This is a genomic window from Methylophilus sp. Leaf408, assembly GCF_916856905.1.
Taxonomy (GTDB): Bacteria; Pseudomonadota; Gammaproteobacteria; order Burkholderiales; family Methylophilaceae; genus Methylophilus.
The window spans coordinates 2,014,700-2,034,378 of sequence record NZ_CAKASK010000001.1 but is presented as its reverse complement, the minus strand read 5'-3'; the positions used below and the strand labels follow the sequence as shown (position 1 = coordinate 2,034,378).

Below are 19,679 nucleotides of genomic sequence, written 5' to 3'. Positions count from 1 at the left end.
ATCCTGTGTCTCGCGCGGGATGCAAGAAGCTAAACACCATTCTGAGCTGCACCTGCCTGAACTCAATCCCGACTTGCCTTATTCAACTCCGCTTCACGTTTATCCTGAAGTTGAAACAACGGATGTTGAAGCACAAGTCATTACCAAGCCACCTTTAAAATCTGCTTCACCCACTCTGCTGGTTAATCTGGTCGTACAAGAAGCGCCGGTGCAGGAGGTGCTGCAAGCGCTTGCCAGAGAAAGCCACTTGAATATGGATATTCATCCAGGTTTAAGGGGTAAGGTGTCTTTACATGCAATACAACAATCCATTCCTGCGATTTTGTCGCGTATCGCCAGGCAGGTCGATATGTATTACGAGTGGGGAAATGGCGTCTGGCTGATCGCGCCGGATATGCCGGTTTTACGTAGCTATCGCCTGAATTACGTAAATATGACGCGTGACACGACTGGCTTCATCGGAGTTGCCAGTGAAATCAATAGCGCAGGCAGGCCGGCAAGCGGTTCTGCGCAAAATAATAGTAACGCATCAACTCAATCACAGGTATCAGGGGCAGGGAATAGCAATAGTTCGCGAACGGCTGTAGCAACACAATCCCGTTATCATCTGTGGGAAAGTGTCGTACAGAATTTACAGATTTTACTGGAAGAGACAGACAAAGCTAATATTGCCAGGGATGAGGTATTAGAAAGTACAGCACCCTTATTCAATAGCATTTCTCCTGAGATTTCAGACGGCAGCGATGGAACCCGCCAAAGTATTGAAAGCCCAAATGCACAGCCACCCCAAACTTCATCGAAATCAGAAAAAACCCAGCAAGCCCATGTCCGTTGGCGTGCTTCGCGATTGATCGCTAATCCCGAGACCGGCATCCTGACCATACGCGCTTCGCATAGCCAGCAGGCACAGGTCAAATCCTATCTGGAATCCGTCATGCAAGTGGCGGCCAGGCAGGTGTTGATCGAAGCGACAATCGTCGAAGTTGAATTAAGCAAGAGTTTTCAGATGGGCATAGACTGGAGCCGCTTATCCTCATCCGCCCAGCAGCGCGGAGTCGTGTTTTCGCAATCGTTGGGCAGCGAAGCCGCACAATTCAATACCACCAGCCGAAGTTTCGAAAGCAATAATAGTAAAAACGCACTTGGCCAGAATAATGGCAGCGTGGCCTTTATGTTTGGCTATTTCAACCCGTTTAGCCGGTTTGGGAATTTAAGCGCCAGTGTCACCTTGCTAGAACAGTTCGGAAAAACGCGAGTACTTTCCAGCCCCAAATTAATGGTACTAAACAACCAGACCGCTATTCTGAAGGTAGTGGATAACCTGGTTTATTTCACCATTCAATCCCAGATTTCACAAAGTAGCAGCAATAACGGTGCAAATTTGCAGGCGGTGACTACTACAGCCAATACAGTACCCGTAGGGTTGGTCATGGCGGTCACCGCTCAAATTAATAGTCAAAAGCGGGTCAATCTGAATGTGCGACCTACCGTCTCAAAAGTCTTGCGCTATATCGAAGACCCCAATCCTCAGTTAGGAAATGGCAGCACCCGTATTGTCAGCAGCATCCCGGAAATACAAGTGCGCGAGATGGAATCTGTGCTCAATATCCCCAGCGGTAACGTTGCGATCCTGGGCGGGTTAATGCAGGAAGATCAAAGAGACTTTACCGACCGTGTGCCAGGGTTAGCCAATATACCTATTGTCGGCTATGCATTTAAAGGCAAAAATCAGGCAGCTAAAAAAACAGAACTGGTGGTGTTTTTGAGGCCTACCGTTATCGGCCTGGCGGATGTGAAGGCCGGCGACCTGAAAGCGTTTGAGCCGCTGTTGCCAGAATCATTGCCTATGGATGACATTGACTTCGGGATAGGAGAACCATCTTGAATGTGGCATCGACATTTGCTCAATTTATCGGTCGTCTGGCAATTGATAAGACTTTCAGTCATCCATATCGAGGTGCATTGATTGCATCGAAATGCAAAGACGAACAAATGTTATTAGCCTTGTCGTGGCTAGGTGTTGGGTTGATTGTTTTGATGACATGCCTACATATGAAAATACTGTTTTTTGATGTGGAGTTGAATACCAATTTACGACTGCCACCCCGCATAGCAAACAATATTGCTCCTGAGTTGGCAAAGCCAGAGATAGTATTAAAAGAAAATAATGGTGAAAGCTTGTTTCAACAAGCCAAACAGAGTGTACCTGCTATCACACCTTTGGAAAGCTCAATCAAAAGAGATGGTAGACCAAAGATTGCTCCGCGTTATATACGACAGTGGCAATTGCACATTCAACGTCCTGCGCTTTCGGAAAAACTGGCTAACAATGAAATTGCCAATGCTGCAAGGCAACTGCAAGCTGGAGATGTGAGTTTAGCCCAGCGAGTTTTTCAAGCATTATTAACCGAAGACCCGCATAGTGTAGAAGCCATGGAAGGGATGCGTCTGGCTTTCAGGCAACTTGGCGATGCCGAAAGTGAGCAAAAGTACCTGGAAATGCTGCGCCTGGAAATTCCAGACTATGATTTTGATCGCAATGAATCTCTCATCAGCGGAATAGATTAACCATGTTAATCACTGCTGACAAAGCGCGCTTGGGTGAATGTATGCTGACTAAAGGCATGATCACTGCCGATCAGCTGGAAATCGCTTTGATAGAGCAGCAGGAAAGTCGTTTGTTGCTAGGACAACAATTGGTGCGACTGCATTTTGTGACAGATGCCGTCATCCGGGATGTGCTAGCCCAGCACCATGCGCAGGAAAGTATCGATTTACAGCAAGTGATTCCAGATCACGAAGTACTGGCTATGGTACCTGAGGCATTTGCCAAACAGCACCGGGTGCTGCCACTGGATATTTCTGCAGACAAAAAGGTTTTGCGCGTAGCCATGGCGGAAATGAATCGCGTCATGGTGCTGGATCAATTACGTTATTTAGTAGGCGGTGAAATCCAGCTGAAATCTGTGTTAGCGACTGAAGCTCACATTGAGCAGGCCTTGGATAAATTTTATGGTCACAGTTTATCGCTGGATGCCATTTTGTATGAGATAGAACAGGAAACCACGCAAGCTCAATTTCTTTCCCAGCAGGATACACGGCCAGTCATCCGATTAGTGAATGCCGTGCTGGTGGATGCAGTTAAGCAAGGTGCATCGGATATCCATTTTGAGCCCGAGCAGGCGTTTCTCAGGATTCGCTATAGGATTGATGGTGTGTTGTGGCAAATTCGCAGTGTGCACGACCGTTATTGGCCTGCGATGTGCGTGAGGCTGAAAATACTGTCTGGGATGGATATTGCAGAACAACGTAGCCCGCAAGATGGCCGTGTTAACCTGTTTTTATGTGGCAGGCAGATTGATTTCAGGGTATCAAGCCATCCCACGCTACATGGTGAAAATATCGTACTGCGTGTTCTGGATAGGGATAAATCTATTATTCCCCTGGATACTATGGGCTTGCGCCTGCCGCAATTGCAATTGCTCAAGAATATGCTGGAAAAACCTGAAGGATTATTGATCCTGACCGGCCCTACCGGTAGCGGAAAAACCACCACGCTCTATTCAATGCTCGGGCACCTCAACCATCCCCATGTAAACATCATGACGCTGGAAGACCCGGTGGAATACCCGCATATGTTGATGCGACAGACATCGATTAACGCGAACAAAGTAGATTTTGTGAGTGGGATCAGGGCCATTTTGAGGCAGGATCCCGACGTCATACTTGTCGGTGAAGTGCGTGATGAGCCAACGGCTGCGATGGCAATCCGTGCCGCAATGACCGGCCACCTGGTCATGACAACCTTGCATACGAATAATGCAATTGCAGCCTTTGCCCGGTTAACAGACTTTGGTATCAGCCCGCCCATGATGGCGGGTAGCGTGGTTGGAGTCATTGCACAACGCCTGTTGAGGCGTTTATGCCGCCATTGCAAAGTGCAAACTTTGCCTGATGCAAAGACAGCATCATTGTTGCAAATTTTGTTTCCATCGCATGCCGCAGAAAGCATGACTCTTTTTCAGGCGGCAGGCTGCGAGCAATGTCGCATGAGCGGTTACCGTGGCCGGTTGGTCGTCATGGAAATACTCACCATGCATCCCACATTGGATGCATTGCTGGCAGGGCAAGCTTCTATTCCACATTTACATCAACAGGCAAGGCGGTATGGCTATACCACACTGGCTGAAGAAGGGCTGCAACTTGTACTGTCAGGGGAAACCAGCTTGCAGGAATTGCGCCGGGTCGTAGATATCAGTGCCTGTTTTGAAGAGGCAGAGGCATGACTTCTTATCGCTACACCGCAATCGATAAAGAGGGCCGACTGCAACGTGGAAACCTGCAAGCCAGCAGTGAGCAGGCGCTTGAAGCTAGCCTGAAAATGCAGGGACTTGAATTACTCACAATCAAAATCGGGCAACCGGTCAACTGGCTTCAACCACGTATCAAGGCGCATCATTTGATCCAGTTCTGCATTCAGATGGAGCAGTTGCTGCAAGCCGGTGTTCCTTTATTACACGCGCTGGAAGAGTTGGCTGGGCAATGCGAGCACCGATTAATGTCTGCGGCATTCAATGCATTACGGCATGAATTGCAAGCCGGAAAGCTACTGTCACTAGCGTTGCAAGCGCAGCCAAATGTATTCCCCGCATTCATCAGCAATCTGGTCGCTGCGGGCGAGCATACAGGGCAACTACCGGAAATTTTTGGACATCTCGCACAGACCTTGCAGTGGCAGGCCGATTTGATGTCGCAAACGCGACGCGGCCTTACCTACCCGGCGTTGTTATGCGTGATGGTCTGTGTGGCCGCCGTCGTTATGCTGACATTCCTGGTTCCGCAGATGGTGGGTTTCCTGCAAAGCTTAGGTCAGGAATTACCATGGTCAACCCGCTTGTTGCTGGGCTTGTCTGATTGGGTAATCGCTTATGGTGCAATCTGTTTGATTTTGTTGATAATGCTGGCGTTTGGCTTGCGGCTCGCACTTAAACGCTCACCTGTATTCGCACTCTATTGCGATCAAAAAATATTAAAAATGCCCGTGTTAGGTCGGTTACTGCATCAGTTAGTGCTGACCAGGTTATGTCGTTTTCTAGGGTTGATGTACCAAACCGGGATCCCACTATTACAGGCGCTTGAGTGGTGTCAGCCACTATTGCACAACCGAGTGTTGGCGCAGGCTTTGGGTCAGGTGCATCAGCGCGTTCAAAGTGGTGAAGGGCTAGCCGCCAGTTTTGCGGCGGCCGGCTGGTTTCCACCTTTGCTGGTGCGCATGATCCGTGTTGGTGAAACTACCGGCTCCTTGGATCGCATGTTGTCCCAGCAGGCGACTTTTTACGATAGAGAGGTGCAGGCAAACATGCAGTCCCTGTTGCAACTGTTGGAACCAGTACTGACCATGTTACTCGGGTTGATGCTGCTGTTTCTGATGGCCGCGGTCATGCTCCCCGTTTATGACAGCTTTTCGACATTACGGTAATGGATATGGCGCAACTGCAACTTGTTGTCTTGATAACACATGATCAATGGCGAGTGGCGCATTTCAGGGGTGGGCGATATCACTCCCTAACGGAGTTTTCTGCGCATGCGGAAAATCAGCCACTGCTACTGGATTTGCTTAAAAAACATGCAGAAGCAACGGTGTATTTCCTTACCGATATTGCCGATGAGCATTACCATGTTGAGGTATTGCCACATGTCAGCGGCGCTGCGGGTAAACAATTACTTGCACGCAGGTTAGCTGCCTGGCCGTTTACACAGGGATTGCATGCTGTACATATATTAGACACTGTACAAAATGTACGGAAAGAAGACCGTTACCTGTTTTCAGCTATCCATTACCCGCCATTGCGTGATTGGCTGCAAGCGCTGCAACAGAAAAATATGCGCGTGCGAGGTGTATATACCCAGGCATTATGTTTTCCATGTGTGATTTCAAATTCACAATCAGCCGATACGCATTGTTTGTATATTTATCTTCAAAAGCAGCAACTGCGCATTCATTATCACTATAAGGCAAAGCTTCTGTTTAGCCGCCTGCTGACACTGTCAATTGATGAGTCGCTGCGCTCGCGGTTGAGTAACGAGGTCACTCAAACACGTTTATATTTGATCAGCCAGAATTGGCTGCAAGAAAAAGAACCATTGCATATGGTTTGGTTGGGTGAAGGTGCGAATGCCAGCGGATTGCCATCTGAGCAATTACCTGCAGCTATTAAACAAACATTTAAAGCTTTTCCAGATGTAATTGGTCACTCTGGCCGAAGGCGTGCACCCGCATTCAATGAAGTGGAATGGGTCGCTGTGCAAGTCGTGTTGCGTAAACGGCATCTGCCAAATTTTGCACCAGAGGTTAATTTGTTGGGTGATCGTATTCAGAGAGGAAAGCACAACATCATACTGGCGGGCGGGATGATGGTCAGCGTATGCCTGATCGTAGGCTGGCTGGGTCAACAATCCATTAAAAATACCCAATTGAGCATCCAGAAAACCGAAACAAAAATAGGTCAGTGGCAGGCAGCCAAGCCGGCATGGGGATTCGCTGAAGAGGATTTGCCACGTCTGCAAACATTATCATCGGGCGTACAGCGGATTAAAACTGCTACACTTCTGCCGGACAGGGCGTTGGCGATGCTGCAAGGAGTCATGACCCACCAGAAGTTTTGGCAGGTAAAAAAAGTTGAGTGGCGCTATGGGCCAATGATTGATCAATCTGTGCAGCCGGATAACCAATGGTATGAAACAGTGTCGGTCCTGTTTTTCAAAAAAGAAAATGCCATGGCTTTAAATGCGCACCAGGAATGGCAGTTATTGCTTGAGAATCTACGCCAGCATCCTGAAGTATTCGAGCTAAAAGAAATACATTCTTCGCCCACCTATGGCCTACCTGAACAGCGGGGGGATACTCGCCAATTATCGCGGCCCGATGATCAGCCATCTATTGATATATGGTTACGTCCGCAGGAAAAGACAGCGGCATGATACACAATCCGTATTGGTTGGGACTGCGCTGGTTTTTGCTCGGCTGGTTGCTGGTGAGTATTCTGGGTGCAATATCTATCGGTATTATCTTTTCCAAGCAAGCCGAAGTACACGAGACATCTTTAAAGCTTCAGCAGGAGTTATATGCATTAGCTCAGCAAATTAACCGGCAGGCAACCTATCAGAGGGAAGCTAGCTTCTATTTCTCAAACCAGGCGCGCTGGCAACGACAGGGATTAAGTAAAGCAGCCAACCCTGCTTTGTGGGTTAGTGCCTGGATGACACTGCAACAGCAAGCACATCTGTCTCACATGCAGTTCGACATTCAGCCTCCCAAAACCTGTGGAAATTCAGCCTGCAATCAGTTTTTTCCAGGCAATACCATTGCTCGATTATCAATGACTGTGACACCGGTCAATATGCGATGGTCAGTCAATCATGAGGCAGAAGTACTCGATTGGTTACAACAGTTACAGCATCAATATGCTGATATGTTGCTGGTGCATAGCTGTACCTGGTCCGTTGCGGAGTCTACAGACTTGATTGCTGCAGAATGCGAATTACGCTGGTTTAATTTTCCCGATGTATTTCCGCAGTTGTTAAGTGCGTCATGAAGCAGATAATTCAGCTTCAACGTGGCGTCACGGCATGGGTCATCCTTTTGATATTGTCAGGGCTAGCCGGATTTGCAATACAAGTTTCATTGAAATATCCACCCAAGCAGCTGGTGATGCAAAAGACCCTGGCTTCACTTGCTCTGGCTCAGCAGGCATTACTCGCTTATGCCAATCAGCCGCTTGGCCTAACCCAGTGTGAAATGAATTGCCAGCGGCCCGGTGACTTGCCTTGCCCCGACCGCAACAACGATGGCCTCGCAGAAACCAGTTGTAGCAACACTTCCCGCATCGGGCGGCTGCCATGGAAGACGCTGGGTGTGGGCGATATCCGGGATGGCAGTGGGGAGCGCCTGTGGTATGCAGTCTCAGAGAGGTATAAAAATAATCCGCGCATATTGCCGTTAAATACTGATACCGCAGGCAGCTGGAGTGTCATTTCCATAAATGAAATTAACTGGGACGCGACACAGGGCAATGGAGTGGTCGCCGTCATTATTGCACCTATGCAACCACTGATACGCAAGGATGGTTGGGCCCAACAACGCAATGACGCGAGTGCTGACGATATCAAGAATTATCTGGATACGACCGACGCTGGAGACAATGCAAACGCCTTTGAAAATTCTCTCAGGGGATTTGTACAGGGGCCAATTTCCATCAACTTTAATGATGTCGTATGGCCAGTAACCGCAACAATCATGCACAGGCATATGCAGCAACAGGTACTTTCGGAGGTCAAACGCGCTTTGCGGTGTAACGCCAGCCCTTGCGCTGCATTGCCGACGGCTGCAGCCATTTCAGATAGCAGTTGTTTGGGGGGCCAATCTTTGGTTGCCGGGCAGTGTTCGCCAGCATTATCAGGGTTGGGCAGACTGCCCTTGGATGCTGCTGCCCATTGGCCTTTGGCTTTGCAGCATATACTGGATGGTGATGCCAGGCATCATTGGTTTCAGCAAAATGGCTGGCGTGAGCAGGTGTTTTACCAGCCGGCATCACCTCATGCCATAGTTGTCATGGCGGGTGAAAAATTAACGTCACAATCGCGGAACACCACCTTAGAAAAAAGTAATATTACCGCTTACCTGGAGGCAAGTACGTTGCAAAAATTGCAAATACTTAATTCAAACGCAATGGACATAGCCAGTAATGACAGCTTCGAGAGATGAGTCTGGTTCTATGACCAATCAATATGTTATCAGGCAGAATAATCCTGTTCCCACGCCTGGGGAAGCCGGCTTTAGTCTGCTGGAACTGGCGATTGCGCTGGTGATACTCAGCCTGATGATGGGCTGGTTAATGACGCCATTGCGGGTGCAACACAGCCTGCAAAAATATCAGCAGACTGAGCAGAGATTACAGATAGCGCAGCAAGCATTGCTAGGGCATGCAGTGATTCATCATTACCTGCCATGCCCGGATACTGACAGTCCGCCCGATGGCTGGGAAAATGTATTATCTAACCAAAGCTGTGTTGGCGACGAGGGCATATTGCCATGGATGCAGCTCGGCATCGTCGCCACCGATGCCTGGGGACGCTACTTTCGCTATCGCGCTGACAGCACTTTCACTCATCATGCGCAGTGGTTTTCAGTCGCTGCGGCCGAAAGTGCGAGCAATGTACAAGTGCTGGGAGATACCGGGGCGGCAACTAGCATCCCCAGCCGCCCGGCAGCCATCGTGCTTTCGCATGGCGAAAACGGGCTGGGTGGCATACAATCCGTGTCTGGCGGGCAAAGCCATGCCATGGCCGCAGCGGTTCATGCTGATGAGCAGGAAAATGCGGATGGCGATCTGACTTTTGTCGATAAAGCCCAGCAACAAACTGCTAGTGCGGTGTTCGACGACAAACTGATCATGCTCTCACCCAAAGTGCTGATCCAGCAAATGGTACAGGCGCAACGGCTACCCTGAAAATGGATTGATATATAAGGTATGCAAGACAATTTATTGCTACGCTACAGCAGGCACATCATGCTGCCGCAAATTGAATATGCCGGTCAGGAAACGCTGACCCAGAGTCACGCCCTGATAATCGGTGCAGGCGGGCTGGGTGCGCCCGTGGCGATGTATCTGGCAGCCGCAGGCATAGGTACGCTCACCATTTGCGATTTTGATCAGGTGGATATGACAAATTTGCAGCGACAGATTATTCATACCACAGCCGCCGTGGGGCAGAATAAAGCGCTATCCGCTCAGGCGACGATTGCACAGTTAAATCCGGAAATTACCGTCAATACCGTATTGACGAGAATGACTGAACAAGAAGCTTCTGAACGTATTTCTGCTGCCGATGTAGTGATCGACTGCTCAGACAATTTCGCCACCCGCTATCTGCTCAATCAATTATGCTTTAACACTAAGACGCCACTGGTGTCGGGCGCTGCCATACGCTTTGAAGGGCAATTAAGTGTGTTCGATTTTCGGCATGCTGAGTCGCCTTGTTATCACTGCCTGTATCCAGATGTAGGCGATGACCAGGAGTTAAGGTGTGCCGATAATGGGGTGTTTGCTCCTTTGGTTGGCATGATAGGTTCTGCGCAGGCAACTGAGGCGATTAAGGTGCTATTGAAAATAGGCCAAACCATGCAGGGCCGCTTGTTGTTACTGGATGCCTTATCTGCCGAATGGCGTACGATCAAGTTATCCAAAGACCCTGGCTGCAAAGTCTGCGGTTAATCAGGTTTTTCTTGATCAGGTTTTTCTTGATCTGGCGCGGCCGGCAAATCTGCCATTAATTCTTTCACCAGTTCGCCAATATCCCACTCGCAACCGCCGCACCCGCTTAGCGCGCCAGAATAGCGCGAAATACCATCCAGGTCCTTGCCCTGTTTAACCAGGTTCTGGATCATGCCGCGCGTGGTGCCACTGCAACTGCACATCACTTCATCGGGCGAGTCTTGTTTAAGTTCAGCCATTGCCAGCCAGGGAATTAAAACCGCATTTTACCGCCTGTGTTCCCCGCATACCAGCGTAGTCACATGACTAGCGCTTGCCGCAAACGTAAAAGCCCGTTAGCATCGTTGGCAATATCACTTTGGGGTATGTCATGAGCAAAGGCGTCCGCTTGTCAGAAAAATGGTTTAACCGAGCCTTGTGGATGGTGGCAATTATTTTTGCCATGTTTCTCACCGGCCTGGGCACCAATATTATTGGTGATCTTCCGCGTGTAGAAACCAGCTATACCACCGAGCATTTCGTCAATCACAGCAAAATAGATCCGTTACGCACAGAGCTCAAGGTGCTTGCCCGTCAGCATCAAACGCTTGCCGATCAGCTTGAACAAGTCAATTTACAGCTGATTATCCGGCAGAAAGATTACCAGGCCGCCCGCACCACGTTTGATAACTGGGTCTCTGCCAGGGATGTTACCGATGAGGTAGACGACCTGGTTGGCCGCACAAAGACTCTGGATACATTAAAAAAACTGGAGCGCGACGCTGAGCGGGCGATTGAGGACATCCAGCAGAAACAGACTGATATTTCACAGCGGGAAAATCAGTTGCTGGCCCAGGTCAATAATCTGGAAGAGCTGGCGCGGCAGCAGTTTGACGATGCATATGAAGATCAGGAAATGCGCGTATTTTTATACCGCTTGTTGCTGACCTTGCCGTTGCTGGGGTTGGCTGCCTGGTTATTCGTCAACAAACGCAAATCCCCGTACTGGCCGTTTGTATGGGGATTTATTATCTTTGCCCTGATGGCGTTTTTTGTCGAGCTGGTACCTTACCTGCCGGATTATGGTGGTTATGTACGTTACATTGTTGGTATCGTGATTACTGTCGTGGGGGGCAAATATGCGATTACCGCGTTACAGAATTATCTTGAACAACAAAAACTGGCCGAGTCACAGCCAGAATTTAAGCGGCGTGAAGAGCTTGGATACGACACGGCCTTGGCCAGATTAGCCAAGAGCGTATGCCCTGGTTGCGAGCGCAACGTGGATTTAAAAAATGAAAGCAACGATTTTTGTACGCATTGCGGCATTTGCCTGCATAACTATTGCATCGCCTGCCACTCACGCAAAAATGCGTTTGCCAAGTTTTGCCATAAGTGCGGTACCGTAGCCTGAAAGCAGGCTACGGCATCACAAAGATTAAGTCCTACTTCAGTTTGGCGAGCTGAGCCTCTAGTTTTTGCAGGTTGGCGCTAAACTCGGACAGGCGGGCTTTTTCCTGCTCAACCACGGCAGCCGGGGCGCGGGCGACAAAACTCTCGTTGTCCAGTTTACTGTTGGCCTTGGTGATTTCACCTTGCAGGCGGGCGATTTCCTTGCCCAAACGCTCTTTCTCGGCGGCAACATCAATCTCCACCTTCAGCATCAACCTGAAATCTGCGGCTAGCATCACTGGCGCATCCGCCTCAGGTAATTCAGCTACGATAGCTACATTTTCCAGCTTGGCCAGTGACTTCAGGTAGGGCGCAAACGCTTCCAGTTGTCCGGCATCACCCGCTGCAATCAAGGGTACTTTCGCCGCCGGCGATATACTCATTTCACCACGCAGGCTGCGGCAGGCTTCTACCGCCGTTTTCAGGGTTGCCACCCAGGCTTCGGCTTCTTCATCAATCTTTTCCAGGTCAGCCTTGGGGTAAGCCTGCAGCATAATACTTTCAGTGCCGCGAGACTTGTCTTTGAGTTCCGTCATCGGTGCCACGGTCTGCCAGATTTCCTCGGTCACAAACGGTATAATCGGGTGGGCAAGGCGCAGGATGGTTTCCAGCACGCGTAACAAGGTGCGGCGGGTGGCACGCTGCTCGGCTTCGCTGCCGCCCTGGATCTGTACCTTGGCAATTTCCAGGTACCAGTCGCAATACTGGTCCCAGACAAACTCGTAAATCGCCTTCGCTGCGAGGTCAAAACGATAATCGTTAAACGCACGTTCCACTTCTGCTTCGGTGCGTTGTAACAGGCTGACTATCCAACGGTCAGCCTGGCTGAATTTACGGCCGCCGTCGTCACAACTTTCCACGCCAAAGCCGTTATCCTGGCCCTCGGTGTTCATCAGCACAAAGCGGGTGGCATTCCACAGTTTGTTGCAGAAGTTACGGTAACCTTCGCAGCGTTGCAGGTCAAACTTGATGTCGCGTCCTGGTGAAGCCAGGCTGGCAAAGGTGAAGCGAAGTGCATCGGTGCCATAGGCTGCAATGCCTTCCGGAAATTCCTTACGTGTACGCTTCTCGATTTTTTCTGCATCTTTCGGGTTCATCAAGCCTGTCGTACGCTTTTTCAACAGTGAATCCAGGTCTATGCCATCAATCAGGTCTATCGGATCCAGCACATTGCCCTTGGATTTGGACATTTTCTGGCCTTCCGCATCGCGGATCAGGCCGTGCACGTATACATGCTTGAACGGAATCTTGCCGGTGATATGCTTGGTCATCATCACCATGCGCGCCACCCAGAAGAAAATAATATCAAAACCGGTGACCAGTACTGAGGATGGCAGGAACTGCTGTAGAGCCTGATTCTGCGCGTCAACCACTTCGTCGCCGGTCCAGTCCAATGTGGAGAATGGCCACAACGCAGACGAATACCATGTATCGAGTACGTCATTGTCACGTGTCAAAGCACCGTTATACCCATCTTTGGCCGCCATGGATTTGGCTTCCGCTTCATCATGCGCAACATACACTTTGCCATCATCGCTGTACCAGGCTGGGATCTGGTGGCCCCACCACAGCTGGCGTGAAATACACCAGTCCTGGATATTGTTCAGCCACTGGTTATAGGTATTTACCCAGTTTTCCGGGTAGAACTTGATCTCGCCATTGGCGACTACTTCCAGGGCTTTTTCCGTGATGCTCTTGCCATCCTCACCCGGTTTGCTCATCGCGACAAACCACTGGTCAGTCAGCATAGGCTCAATGACCACATTGGTACGGTCACCACGCGGCACTTTCAATTTGTGTTTTTCAACCTTGACCAGGAAGCCGCCGGCCTCAAGATCGGCCACCACCTGTTTACGCGCAGCAAATCGCTCCAGGCCGACCAGGTTGGCAGGTAAGGCAATCGGTGATTTGCTGCTACCGTCAGCGGCATAGACTTCTGCGGTTTCTGGAACAAAGCCTTGCAGGTTCAGGATTACCACCTTGTCCAATCCCTGGCGCTGGCCGACCATATTGTCGTTGAAGTCATGTGCCGGCGTCACTTTCACAACACCGGTGCCGAATTCTTTGTCTACATAGTCATCGGCAATCACCGGGATGTTGCGGTCACACAGCGGCAATGCTACATGTTTGCCAATCAGGTGGGCGTAACGCTCGTCTTCCGGGTGCACCATCACTGCCACATCACCCAGCATCGTTTCCGGACGGGTGGTTGCGACAGTCAGCTGGCCAGAACCATCGGCAAGCGGGTAGTTGATATGCCACATGGAACCATCTTCTTCTTCCTGCACCACTTCCAGGTCAGACACGGCGGTTCCCAGCTTCACATCCCAGTTCACCAGGCGTTTGCCACGGTAGATCAGGCCTTCATTGAACAGGCGGACAAAGGTTTCAGTCACTACCTTGTTGAGGCCGGCATCCATGGTGAAGCGCTCGCGGCTCCAGTCAGGCGAAGTACCCAAACGGCGCATTTGCTGAGTGATGGTGCCGCCGGAATACTCTTTCCACTCCCAGACTTTTTCCAGGAATTTTTCGCGACCTAAGTCATGGCGGCTCACACCTTGCGCATCCAGCTGGCGCTCTACCACTATCTGTGTGGCAATACCGGCATGATCTGTACCCGGTTGCCACAAGGTATTGTCGCCGCGCATACGGTGATAACGGGTCAGCGCATCCATAATGGTCTGGTTGAAACCATGGCCCATATGCAGGGTGCCGGTGACGTTAGGCGGTGGTAACAGGATGCAGAAATTATCTTTGACTTCGGGGTTCATGCCAGCGGCATAAAAGCCTTTGCTTTCCCAGAAGGCATACCATTGGCTTTCAATGGTTTTCGGGTCAAAGGATTTGGCGAGTTCGCGTGCGGGATTGGAATTTTGTGTAGGGGTATTCATGCGCCTGATTTTACCATAGGCCGCGCTTCGCTTTGATGCCTGAGCTCGCCTTTGTAGCAGATTCTGCAGGCGAATCTTCATCAATCATTGAGCGGGCGTCATATCTGCAATCAGCAGAGAATGCTACTATGTAAAATTAATCTTCAACATTGGTGGATTCAGTGGGAGTATTTGGCATGGATATCATGTGGGTTTGGTTTGGTCTGGGCCTGATTTTACTGTGTCTGGAAATGCTATCCGGCACTTTGTATCTGCTTTGGCCCGGGATGGCGGCGTTGGTGATGGGATTGGTTTCCTGGTCGTTGCCGGCATTCAGTACGGCATGGCAAATAGTGGTGTATGCCATTTTTTCCGTATTAGCAGTGCTTATCTGGCGCAAACGTGAAAAAAGCAATCCAACGCCGCGTGTAGGGCAAGCGCAAGGTGAGGAAATTGGTCGCCAGGGTGTGATTATTGCCACAGTAAGTCCGGCGCAGCCAGGCAAAATTCGTTTTAGCCAGGGCGTGATGGGTAGCAAGGAGTGGACAGCGGTTGCTGATGTGGAGATTGCCATCAATCAACCTGCCAGCATCATCACGGTGGAAGGCAATAGCTTACGCGTTGCACCGCTGGCCTAAAACTTCTAGGCTAATTAATCGATCATTCATCGGGATGCGCAATTCAGCAGCCCATCAGTATATTAAACAGAGGAGTTCACATGGAAATCAGCATTATCTTATTGATACTGGCAATTATCGCCATTGTTAAAGGCGTGCGCATCGTCCCGCAGGGCGAAGAGTGGGTGGTTGAGCGCCTGGGTAAGTTTGCCGGCATCATCAGCCCGGGATTGCATGTGATCAACCCGATTTTAAGCAGGGTCAGTTATAAAGTCACGACCAAAGACATCATTCTGGATATTCCTCAGCAGGAAGTGATTACCCGGGATAATGCGGTCATCCTTGCCAATGCAGTGGCATTTATGAAGGTGTCCAATATCGAACGCGCTGTCTATGGTATTGAGAACTTCAGGGAAGCTATGCGTAATATGGTGCAGACAAATCTGCGATCAATTATCGGTGGCATGGATTTGAATCACGCGCTGACTTCGCGTGACCGCATTAAAGCCGAATTGAAACAAGCCATTGCTGACGAAGCACTTGATTGGGGCTTAACAGTAAAAAGTGTGGAAATTCAGGATATCAAGCCATCAGCAAACATGCAGGATGCCATGGAGCGCCAGGCTGCTGCAGAGCGTGAGCGTGTAGCGGTTGTGACTGAAGCGGAAGGTGCCAAGCAATCACTGATTTTAAATGCTGAAGCGCGTCTGGAAGGTGCACGTAAAGATGCCGAGGCGCAACTAGTGGCAGCTAATGCCTCTGCCGAGGCGATTAAACTCATTGCGCAGGCCGTGAAAGAAAATGACACATCAGCGACTTTCTTGCTGGGTGACCGGTATATTCAATCGCTGCAAAAACTCGCTGAATCGCATAATAGCAAGCTGGTGCTAATACCGGGTGATGTGGTCGGTGCCGTTAAAAATCTGATAGGCGGAAAGTAAGCTGTCATGTGACTGATTGGCCATGATTTGAGATGGCCAATCAGTCACTTTGAAACGTTTTCCTGAGTTTATTATCTTGTGATACAGCTACACATGCTTTAAACCTGAGCAGCTGGCATATTTCATGCATCCCACTGCTTAAAACAATCATTTCCAAGAGGGGTCGCAGTGGCAATTCGCGTGGCGTTACATCACCGCACCAGCTATACCTTTGACCGCCTGGTCAATCTTTCTCCTCACGAAGTCCGCCTGAAGCCAGCCGCGCATGCGCGTACCCCGGTGCTGGCTTATTCGCTGACGGTCACGCCCGAGAAGCATTTTATCAACTGGCAGCAAGACCCATACGGTAATTATATTGCACGCTGCGTATTCCCTGAAATGGTGCGCGAACTCGACTTTACGGTCGATTTGGTGGCGGATATGACGGTCATCAACCCGTTTGATTTTTTTGTTGAAAAATATGCCGAGCAATATCCATTTAATTACACCGAACAGCAGGCGTTTGAACTGACAGCGTATTTGCAGCCCGATAACGTTGGTTCTCTACTGCAAAGCTGGATAGAAAAAATACGCAGCCAGGTCATCAAGCCGGGTATGGGCATCGTCGATTTCCTGATGAGTGTGAACCAGTGCCTGCAAGGCGATATCGGTTATACGGTACGTCTGGAACCCGGTATCCAAAGGCCGGAAGAAACCCTGCAAAAGTTGACAGGATCTTGCCGCGATACTGCCTGGTTGCTGGTGCAGATTATGCGGCATCTGGGCCTGGCCGCCCGCTTTGTTTCCGGCTACCTGATCCAGCTTAAAGCCGATGTTGAGGCGCTGGATGGCCCAAGTGGCACCGACCAGGATTTTACTGACCTGCATGCGTGGACCGAGGTATTTATTCCCGGCGCTGGCTGGGTCGGGCTGGACCCCACCTCAGGCCTGATGGCGGGAGAAGGGCATATTCCATTAGCGTGTACCGCTTTACCTTCATCCGCCGCGCCAGTAGTGGGGTTCACCGATATGGCGGAAGTCACTTTCAAACATGAAATGACGGTGACACGCATCCACGAAGACCCGCGCGTGACCAAGCCTTACACTGAAAAAGACTGGCAGGCCATCGTCGGGCTGGGCGACCAGGTTGATGAGCAACTGATGGCCATGGATGTACGCCTCACACATGGTGGCGAGCCGACCTTTGTTTCTATTGATGATATGGATGGCGCACAATGGAATACATTGGCGCTCGGTGACCATAAACGCACTTTGGCGGGTGAGCTGGCGTTGCGCCTGAAATCACATGTAGCGCCCAAAGGGTTCCTGCATTATGGCCAGGGCAAATGGTATCCGGGTGAAGCTTTACCACGTTGGGCGATTAATATTTACTGGCGTCCCGATGGCAAACCTGCCTGGCACGATGCCAGCCTGTTTTCCGCCGAAGGCGCGGATGACGGCTACACGCATTTACAGGCACAGGCATTTACCAATCACCTGGCTGATATGCTTGGTTTCCCGCAGGCCTGTGTGATACCGGCGTATGAAGATGCCGTCGCACTTACCCTGCAAGAGCAGCAATTACCTGACAACGTGGATCCGCTTAAAGCGGATCTGAAAGATAGTGCCGAACGTCAACGCCTGGCCCGGTTACTCAACCAGGGTCTCGGTTCTGTGGTCGGCTTTATCATGCCACTCAAGCCAGTCGAGCAGCAAAAGGCAGGAGAGTGGCTGACCAGTAAATGGCCATTACGGCGTGAGCATTTGTATCTGCTGGGCGGCGATTCCCCCATGGGTTTGCGCCTGCCCTTAGCCTCATTACCCTGGCAATTGCCTGCTGACATCGAGCCTGACTTTCCGCTCGATCCCTTTGCGGAAACCTCTGCCTTGGGTGAATCGCGTGCACCCATCGTGCGCGCAAAACATAAAACAGTTCAGCCCACGGCGCGCGAGGTCATACACACGGCATTATGTGTGCAAGTGCGCAAGGGCAGGTTGTATGTGTTTATGCCGCCGGTCACCCGGCTTGAAGATTACCTCGATTTGCTCAGCGCGATTGAGCAGACTGCCAGCGATTTAAAACTCAAATTGTGGTTAGAGGGTTATCCGCCACCAAGAGACAGCCGCCTTAAATTATTGAGTGTGACGCCAGATCCGGGCGTGATTGAAGTCAATATTCATCCAGCCAAAAACTGGCGCGAACTCGTAGCCAATGTGACTATGCTCTATGAAGAAGCACGCCTCTGCCGCCTGGGGACTGAAAAATTTATGCTGGATGGGCGTCATACCGGCACCGGTGGTGGTAATCATGTCACATTAGGGGGAGAAACTGCAGCGGACAGCCCCTTGTTACGTCGTCCGGACGTGCTGCGCAGCCTGATTACTTACTGGCAACATCATCCGGCACTGTCTTACCTGTTTTCAGGCACATTTATTGGCCCTACCAGCCAGGCGCCACGCGTGGATGAGGCGCGCGATGACAACCTGTATGAGCTGGCGATCGCTTTTCAGCAAATGGAGAAAGTGGTGCCGGCCGGTAAAGAGAGCAAGCAGCCATGGCTGGTAGATAGATTGCTACGTCACTTGCTGGTCGACCTGACCGGCAATACACACCGGGCGGAATTCTCTATAGATAAATTATACTCACCAGATGGCCCAACCGGACGGCTGGGGCTGGTGGAGTTTCGCGCGTTTGAGATGCCGCCGCACTCAAGGATGAGTTTGCTGCAAAGCCTGCTCATTCGTGCGCTGGTGGCACGTTTCTGGAAAACACCCTACACCGGGAAACTGGTGCATTGGGGCACCGAGTTGCATGACCGCTGGATGTTACCGCAATTTATCGCCCAGGATATGGCCGATATCGTCAATGAGCTGCGTCAAGAAGGTTATGCGTTTGAGCAACGATGGTTTGATCCATTTATCGAGTTCCGCTTTCCACGTTATGGTACGGTCGCTTATCACGGAATTGAAATGGAATTGCGGCAGGCGATTGAGCCATGGAACGTACTGGGCGAAGAGGTCTCGGCAGGCGCCACCGCGCGCTATGTGGATTCATCGGTTGAACGTATGCAATTACGTGTTCGCGGTCTCACTGAAGGGCGCTATACAGTGACTTGCAATGGGCGGCCACTGCCTTTGCAATCCACCGGCGTGGCAGGCGAGTATGTTGCCGGTGTAAGGTTCCGTGCCTGGCATCCATGGTCTGCTTTGCATCCGACCATTGATGTGCAGGCACCGCTGGTGTTTGACCTGGTAGATACCTGGAACAGTCAGTCACTCGGCGGTTGCACTTATCATGTCGCGCATCCAGGTGGGCGTAATTACGATACTTTCCCGGTGAATGCGAATGAAGCTGAGGCGCGCCGGTTTGCCCGCTTCTGGGCGCATGGGCATACGCCTGGCAAAGTGGAAGTTGTAAAAGAACCACCGAATCCGCGTTTTCCGTTTACACTGGATTTGCGCTGGCAGGCGGTTTAGGTAGCCGTAGCCAGATTGCGATTTGTGATGAACCTACTATCAGGATCATGTTCTCTATGGTTAATGTGCTCACTTTATTCGAAAGCTTCT

Annotated in this window: 15 protein-coding genes; 13 read left to right on the top strand and 2 right to left on the bottom strand. The window is 50.6% G+C overall.

The window, feature by feature from the left end:
- Positions 1-19: 19 nt before the first annotated feature.
- From LPA26_RS09535 to LPA26_RS09495, 9 genes are all read left to right on the top strand, one after another.
- Positions 20-1,885 carry a secretin N-terminal domain-containing protein gene (locus LPA26_RS09535; protein WP_229008126.1) on the top strand — a complete coding sequence of 622 codons (1,866 nt, stop codon included), beginning with the start codon at positions 20-22 and terminating at the stop codon, positions 1,883-1,885.
- Positions 1,882-2,568 carry a hypothetical protein gene (locus LPA26_RS09530; protein ID WP_229008125.1) on the top strand — a complete coding sequence of 229 codons (687 nt, stop codon included), beginning with the start codon at positions 1,882-1,884 and terminating at the stop codon, positions 2,566-2,568. The genes LPA26_RS09535 and LPA26_RS09530 overlap by 4 nt, the downstream gene beginning before the upstream one ends.
- 2 nt (positions 2,569-2,570) lie before the next feature.
- On the top strand, positions 2,571-4,286 hold the full coding sequence (locus LPA26_RS09525) for a GspE/PulE family protein (protein WP_229008124.1): 1,716 nt from the start codon (positions 2,571-2,573) through the stop codon (positions 4,284-4,286).
- The gene (locus tag LPA26_RS09520) at positions 4,283-5,479 is read left to right on the top strand and encodes a type II secretion system F family protein (protein ID WP_229008123.1); all 1,197 of its coding nucleotides are present in this window, start codon (positions 4,283-4,285) and stop codon (positions 5,477-5,479) included. Before LPA26_RS09525 ends, LPA26_RS09520 begins: the two co-directional genes overlap by 4 nt.
- 5 nt (positions 5,480-5,484) lie before the next feature.
- Entirely contained in the window at positions 5,485-6,981 is a 1,497-nt protein-coding gene (locus tag LPA26_RS09515) for a hypothetical protein (protein WP_229008122.1), read from the top strand.
- Complete coding sequence (locus LPA26_RS09510; protein ID WP_229008121.1) at positions 6,978-7,595, top strand: hypothetical protein; 618 nt, start codon at positions 6,978-6,980, stop codon at positions 7,593-7,595. Before LPA26_RS09515 ends, LPA26_RS09510 begins: the two co-directional genes overlap by 4 nt.
- A gap of 116 nt (positions 7,596-7,711) precedes the next feature.
- Complete coding sequence (locus LPA26_RS09505) at positions 7,712-8,764, top strand: hypothetical protein (RefSeq protein ID WP_229008120.1); 1,053 nt, start codon at positions 7,712-7,714, stop codon at positions 8,762-8,764.
- Positions 8,765-8,774: 10 nt separating this feature from the next.
- Positions 8,775-9,509, top strand: a complete 735-nt coding sequence (locus tag LPA26_RS09500; protein WP_229008119.1) for a type II secretion system protein — start codon at positions 8,775-8,777, stop codon at positions 9,507-9,509.
- 21 nt (positions 9,510-9,530) lie between these two features.
- Positions 9,531-10,274 (top strand): molybdopterin-synthase adenylyltransferase MoeB, encoded by a 744-nt coding sequence (locus LPA26_RS09495; protein WP_229008118.1) that lies wholly within the window; start codon positions 9,531-9,533, stop codon positions 10,272-10,274.
- Here LPA26_RS09495 and LPA26_RS09490 read toward each other — a convergent pair.
- On the bottom strand, positions 10,271-10,513 hold the full coding sequence (locus LPA26_RS09490) for a (2Fe-2S)-binding protein (RefSeq protein WP_229008117.1): 243 nt from the start codon (positions 10,511-10,513) through the stop codon (positions 10,271-10,273). The genes LPA26_RS09495 and LPA26_RS09490 overlap by 4 nt on opposite strands.
- Positions 10,514-10,644: 131 nt before the next feature.
- Between LPA26_RS09490 and LPA26_RS09485 the strand changes: the two genes are divergently transcribed.
- Positions 10,645-11,667: a zinc ribbon domain-containing protein gene (locus LPA26_RS09485; protein ID WP_229008116.1), complete on the top strand. Its 1,023-nt coding sequence runs from the start codon at positions 10,645-10,647 to the stop codon at positions 11,665-11,667.
- A 31-nt stretch (positions 11,668-11,698) separates the two neighbouring features.
- On the opposite strand, the gene LPA26_RS09480 is transcribed toward LPA26_RS09485, so the two are convergent.
- Positions 11,699-14,596 (bottom strand): valine--tRNA ligase, encoded by a 2,898-nt coding sequence (locus LPA26_RS09480; RefSeq protein WP_229008115.1) that lies wholly within the window; start codon positions 14,594-14,596, stop codon positions 11,699-11,701.
- 176 nt (positions 14,597-14,772) lie between these two features.
- On the opposite strand from LPA26_RS09480, the gene LPA26_RS09475 reads away from it, so the two are divergent.
- The 3 genes from LPA26_RS09475 to LPA26_RS09465 all read left to right on the top strand — a co-directional run bounded on the left by LPA26_RS09475 (position 14,773) and on the right by LPA26_RS09465 (position 19,589).
- Positions 14,773-15,213 (top strand): NfeD family protein, encoded by a 441-nt coding sequence (locus LPA26_RS09475; RefSeq protein WP_229008114.1) that lies wholly within the window; start codon positions 14,773-14,775, stop codon positions 15,211-15,213.
- An 80-nt stretch (positions 15,214-15,293) separates the two neighbouring features.
- A complete protein-coding gene (locus LPA26_RS09470; RefSeq protein ID WP_055830386.1) occupies positions 15,294-16,133 on the top strand; it encodes an SPFH domain-containing protein in 840 nt (279 codons plus the stop codon).
- A 168-nt stretch (positions 16,134-16,301) separates the two neighbouring features.
- On the top strand, positions 16,302-19,589 hold the full coding sequence (locus LPA26_RS09465) for a DUF2126 domain-containing protein (RefSeq protein ID WP_229008113.1): 3,288 nt from the start codon (positions 16,302-16,304) through the stop codon (positions 19,587-19,589).
- Positions 19,590-19,679 lie beyond the last annotated feature (90 nt).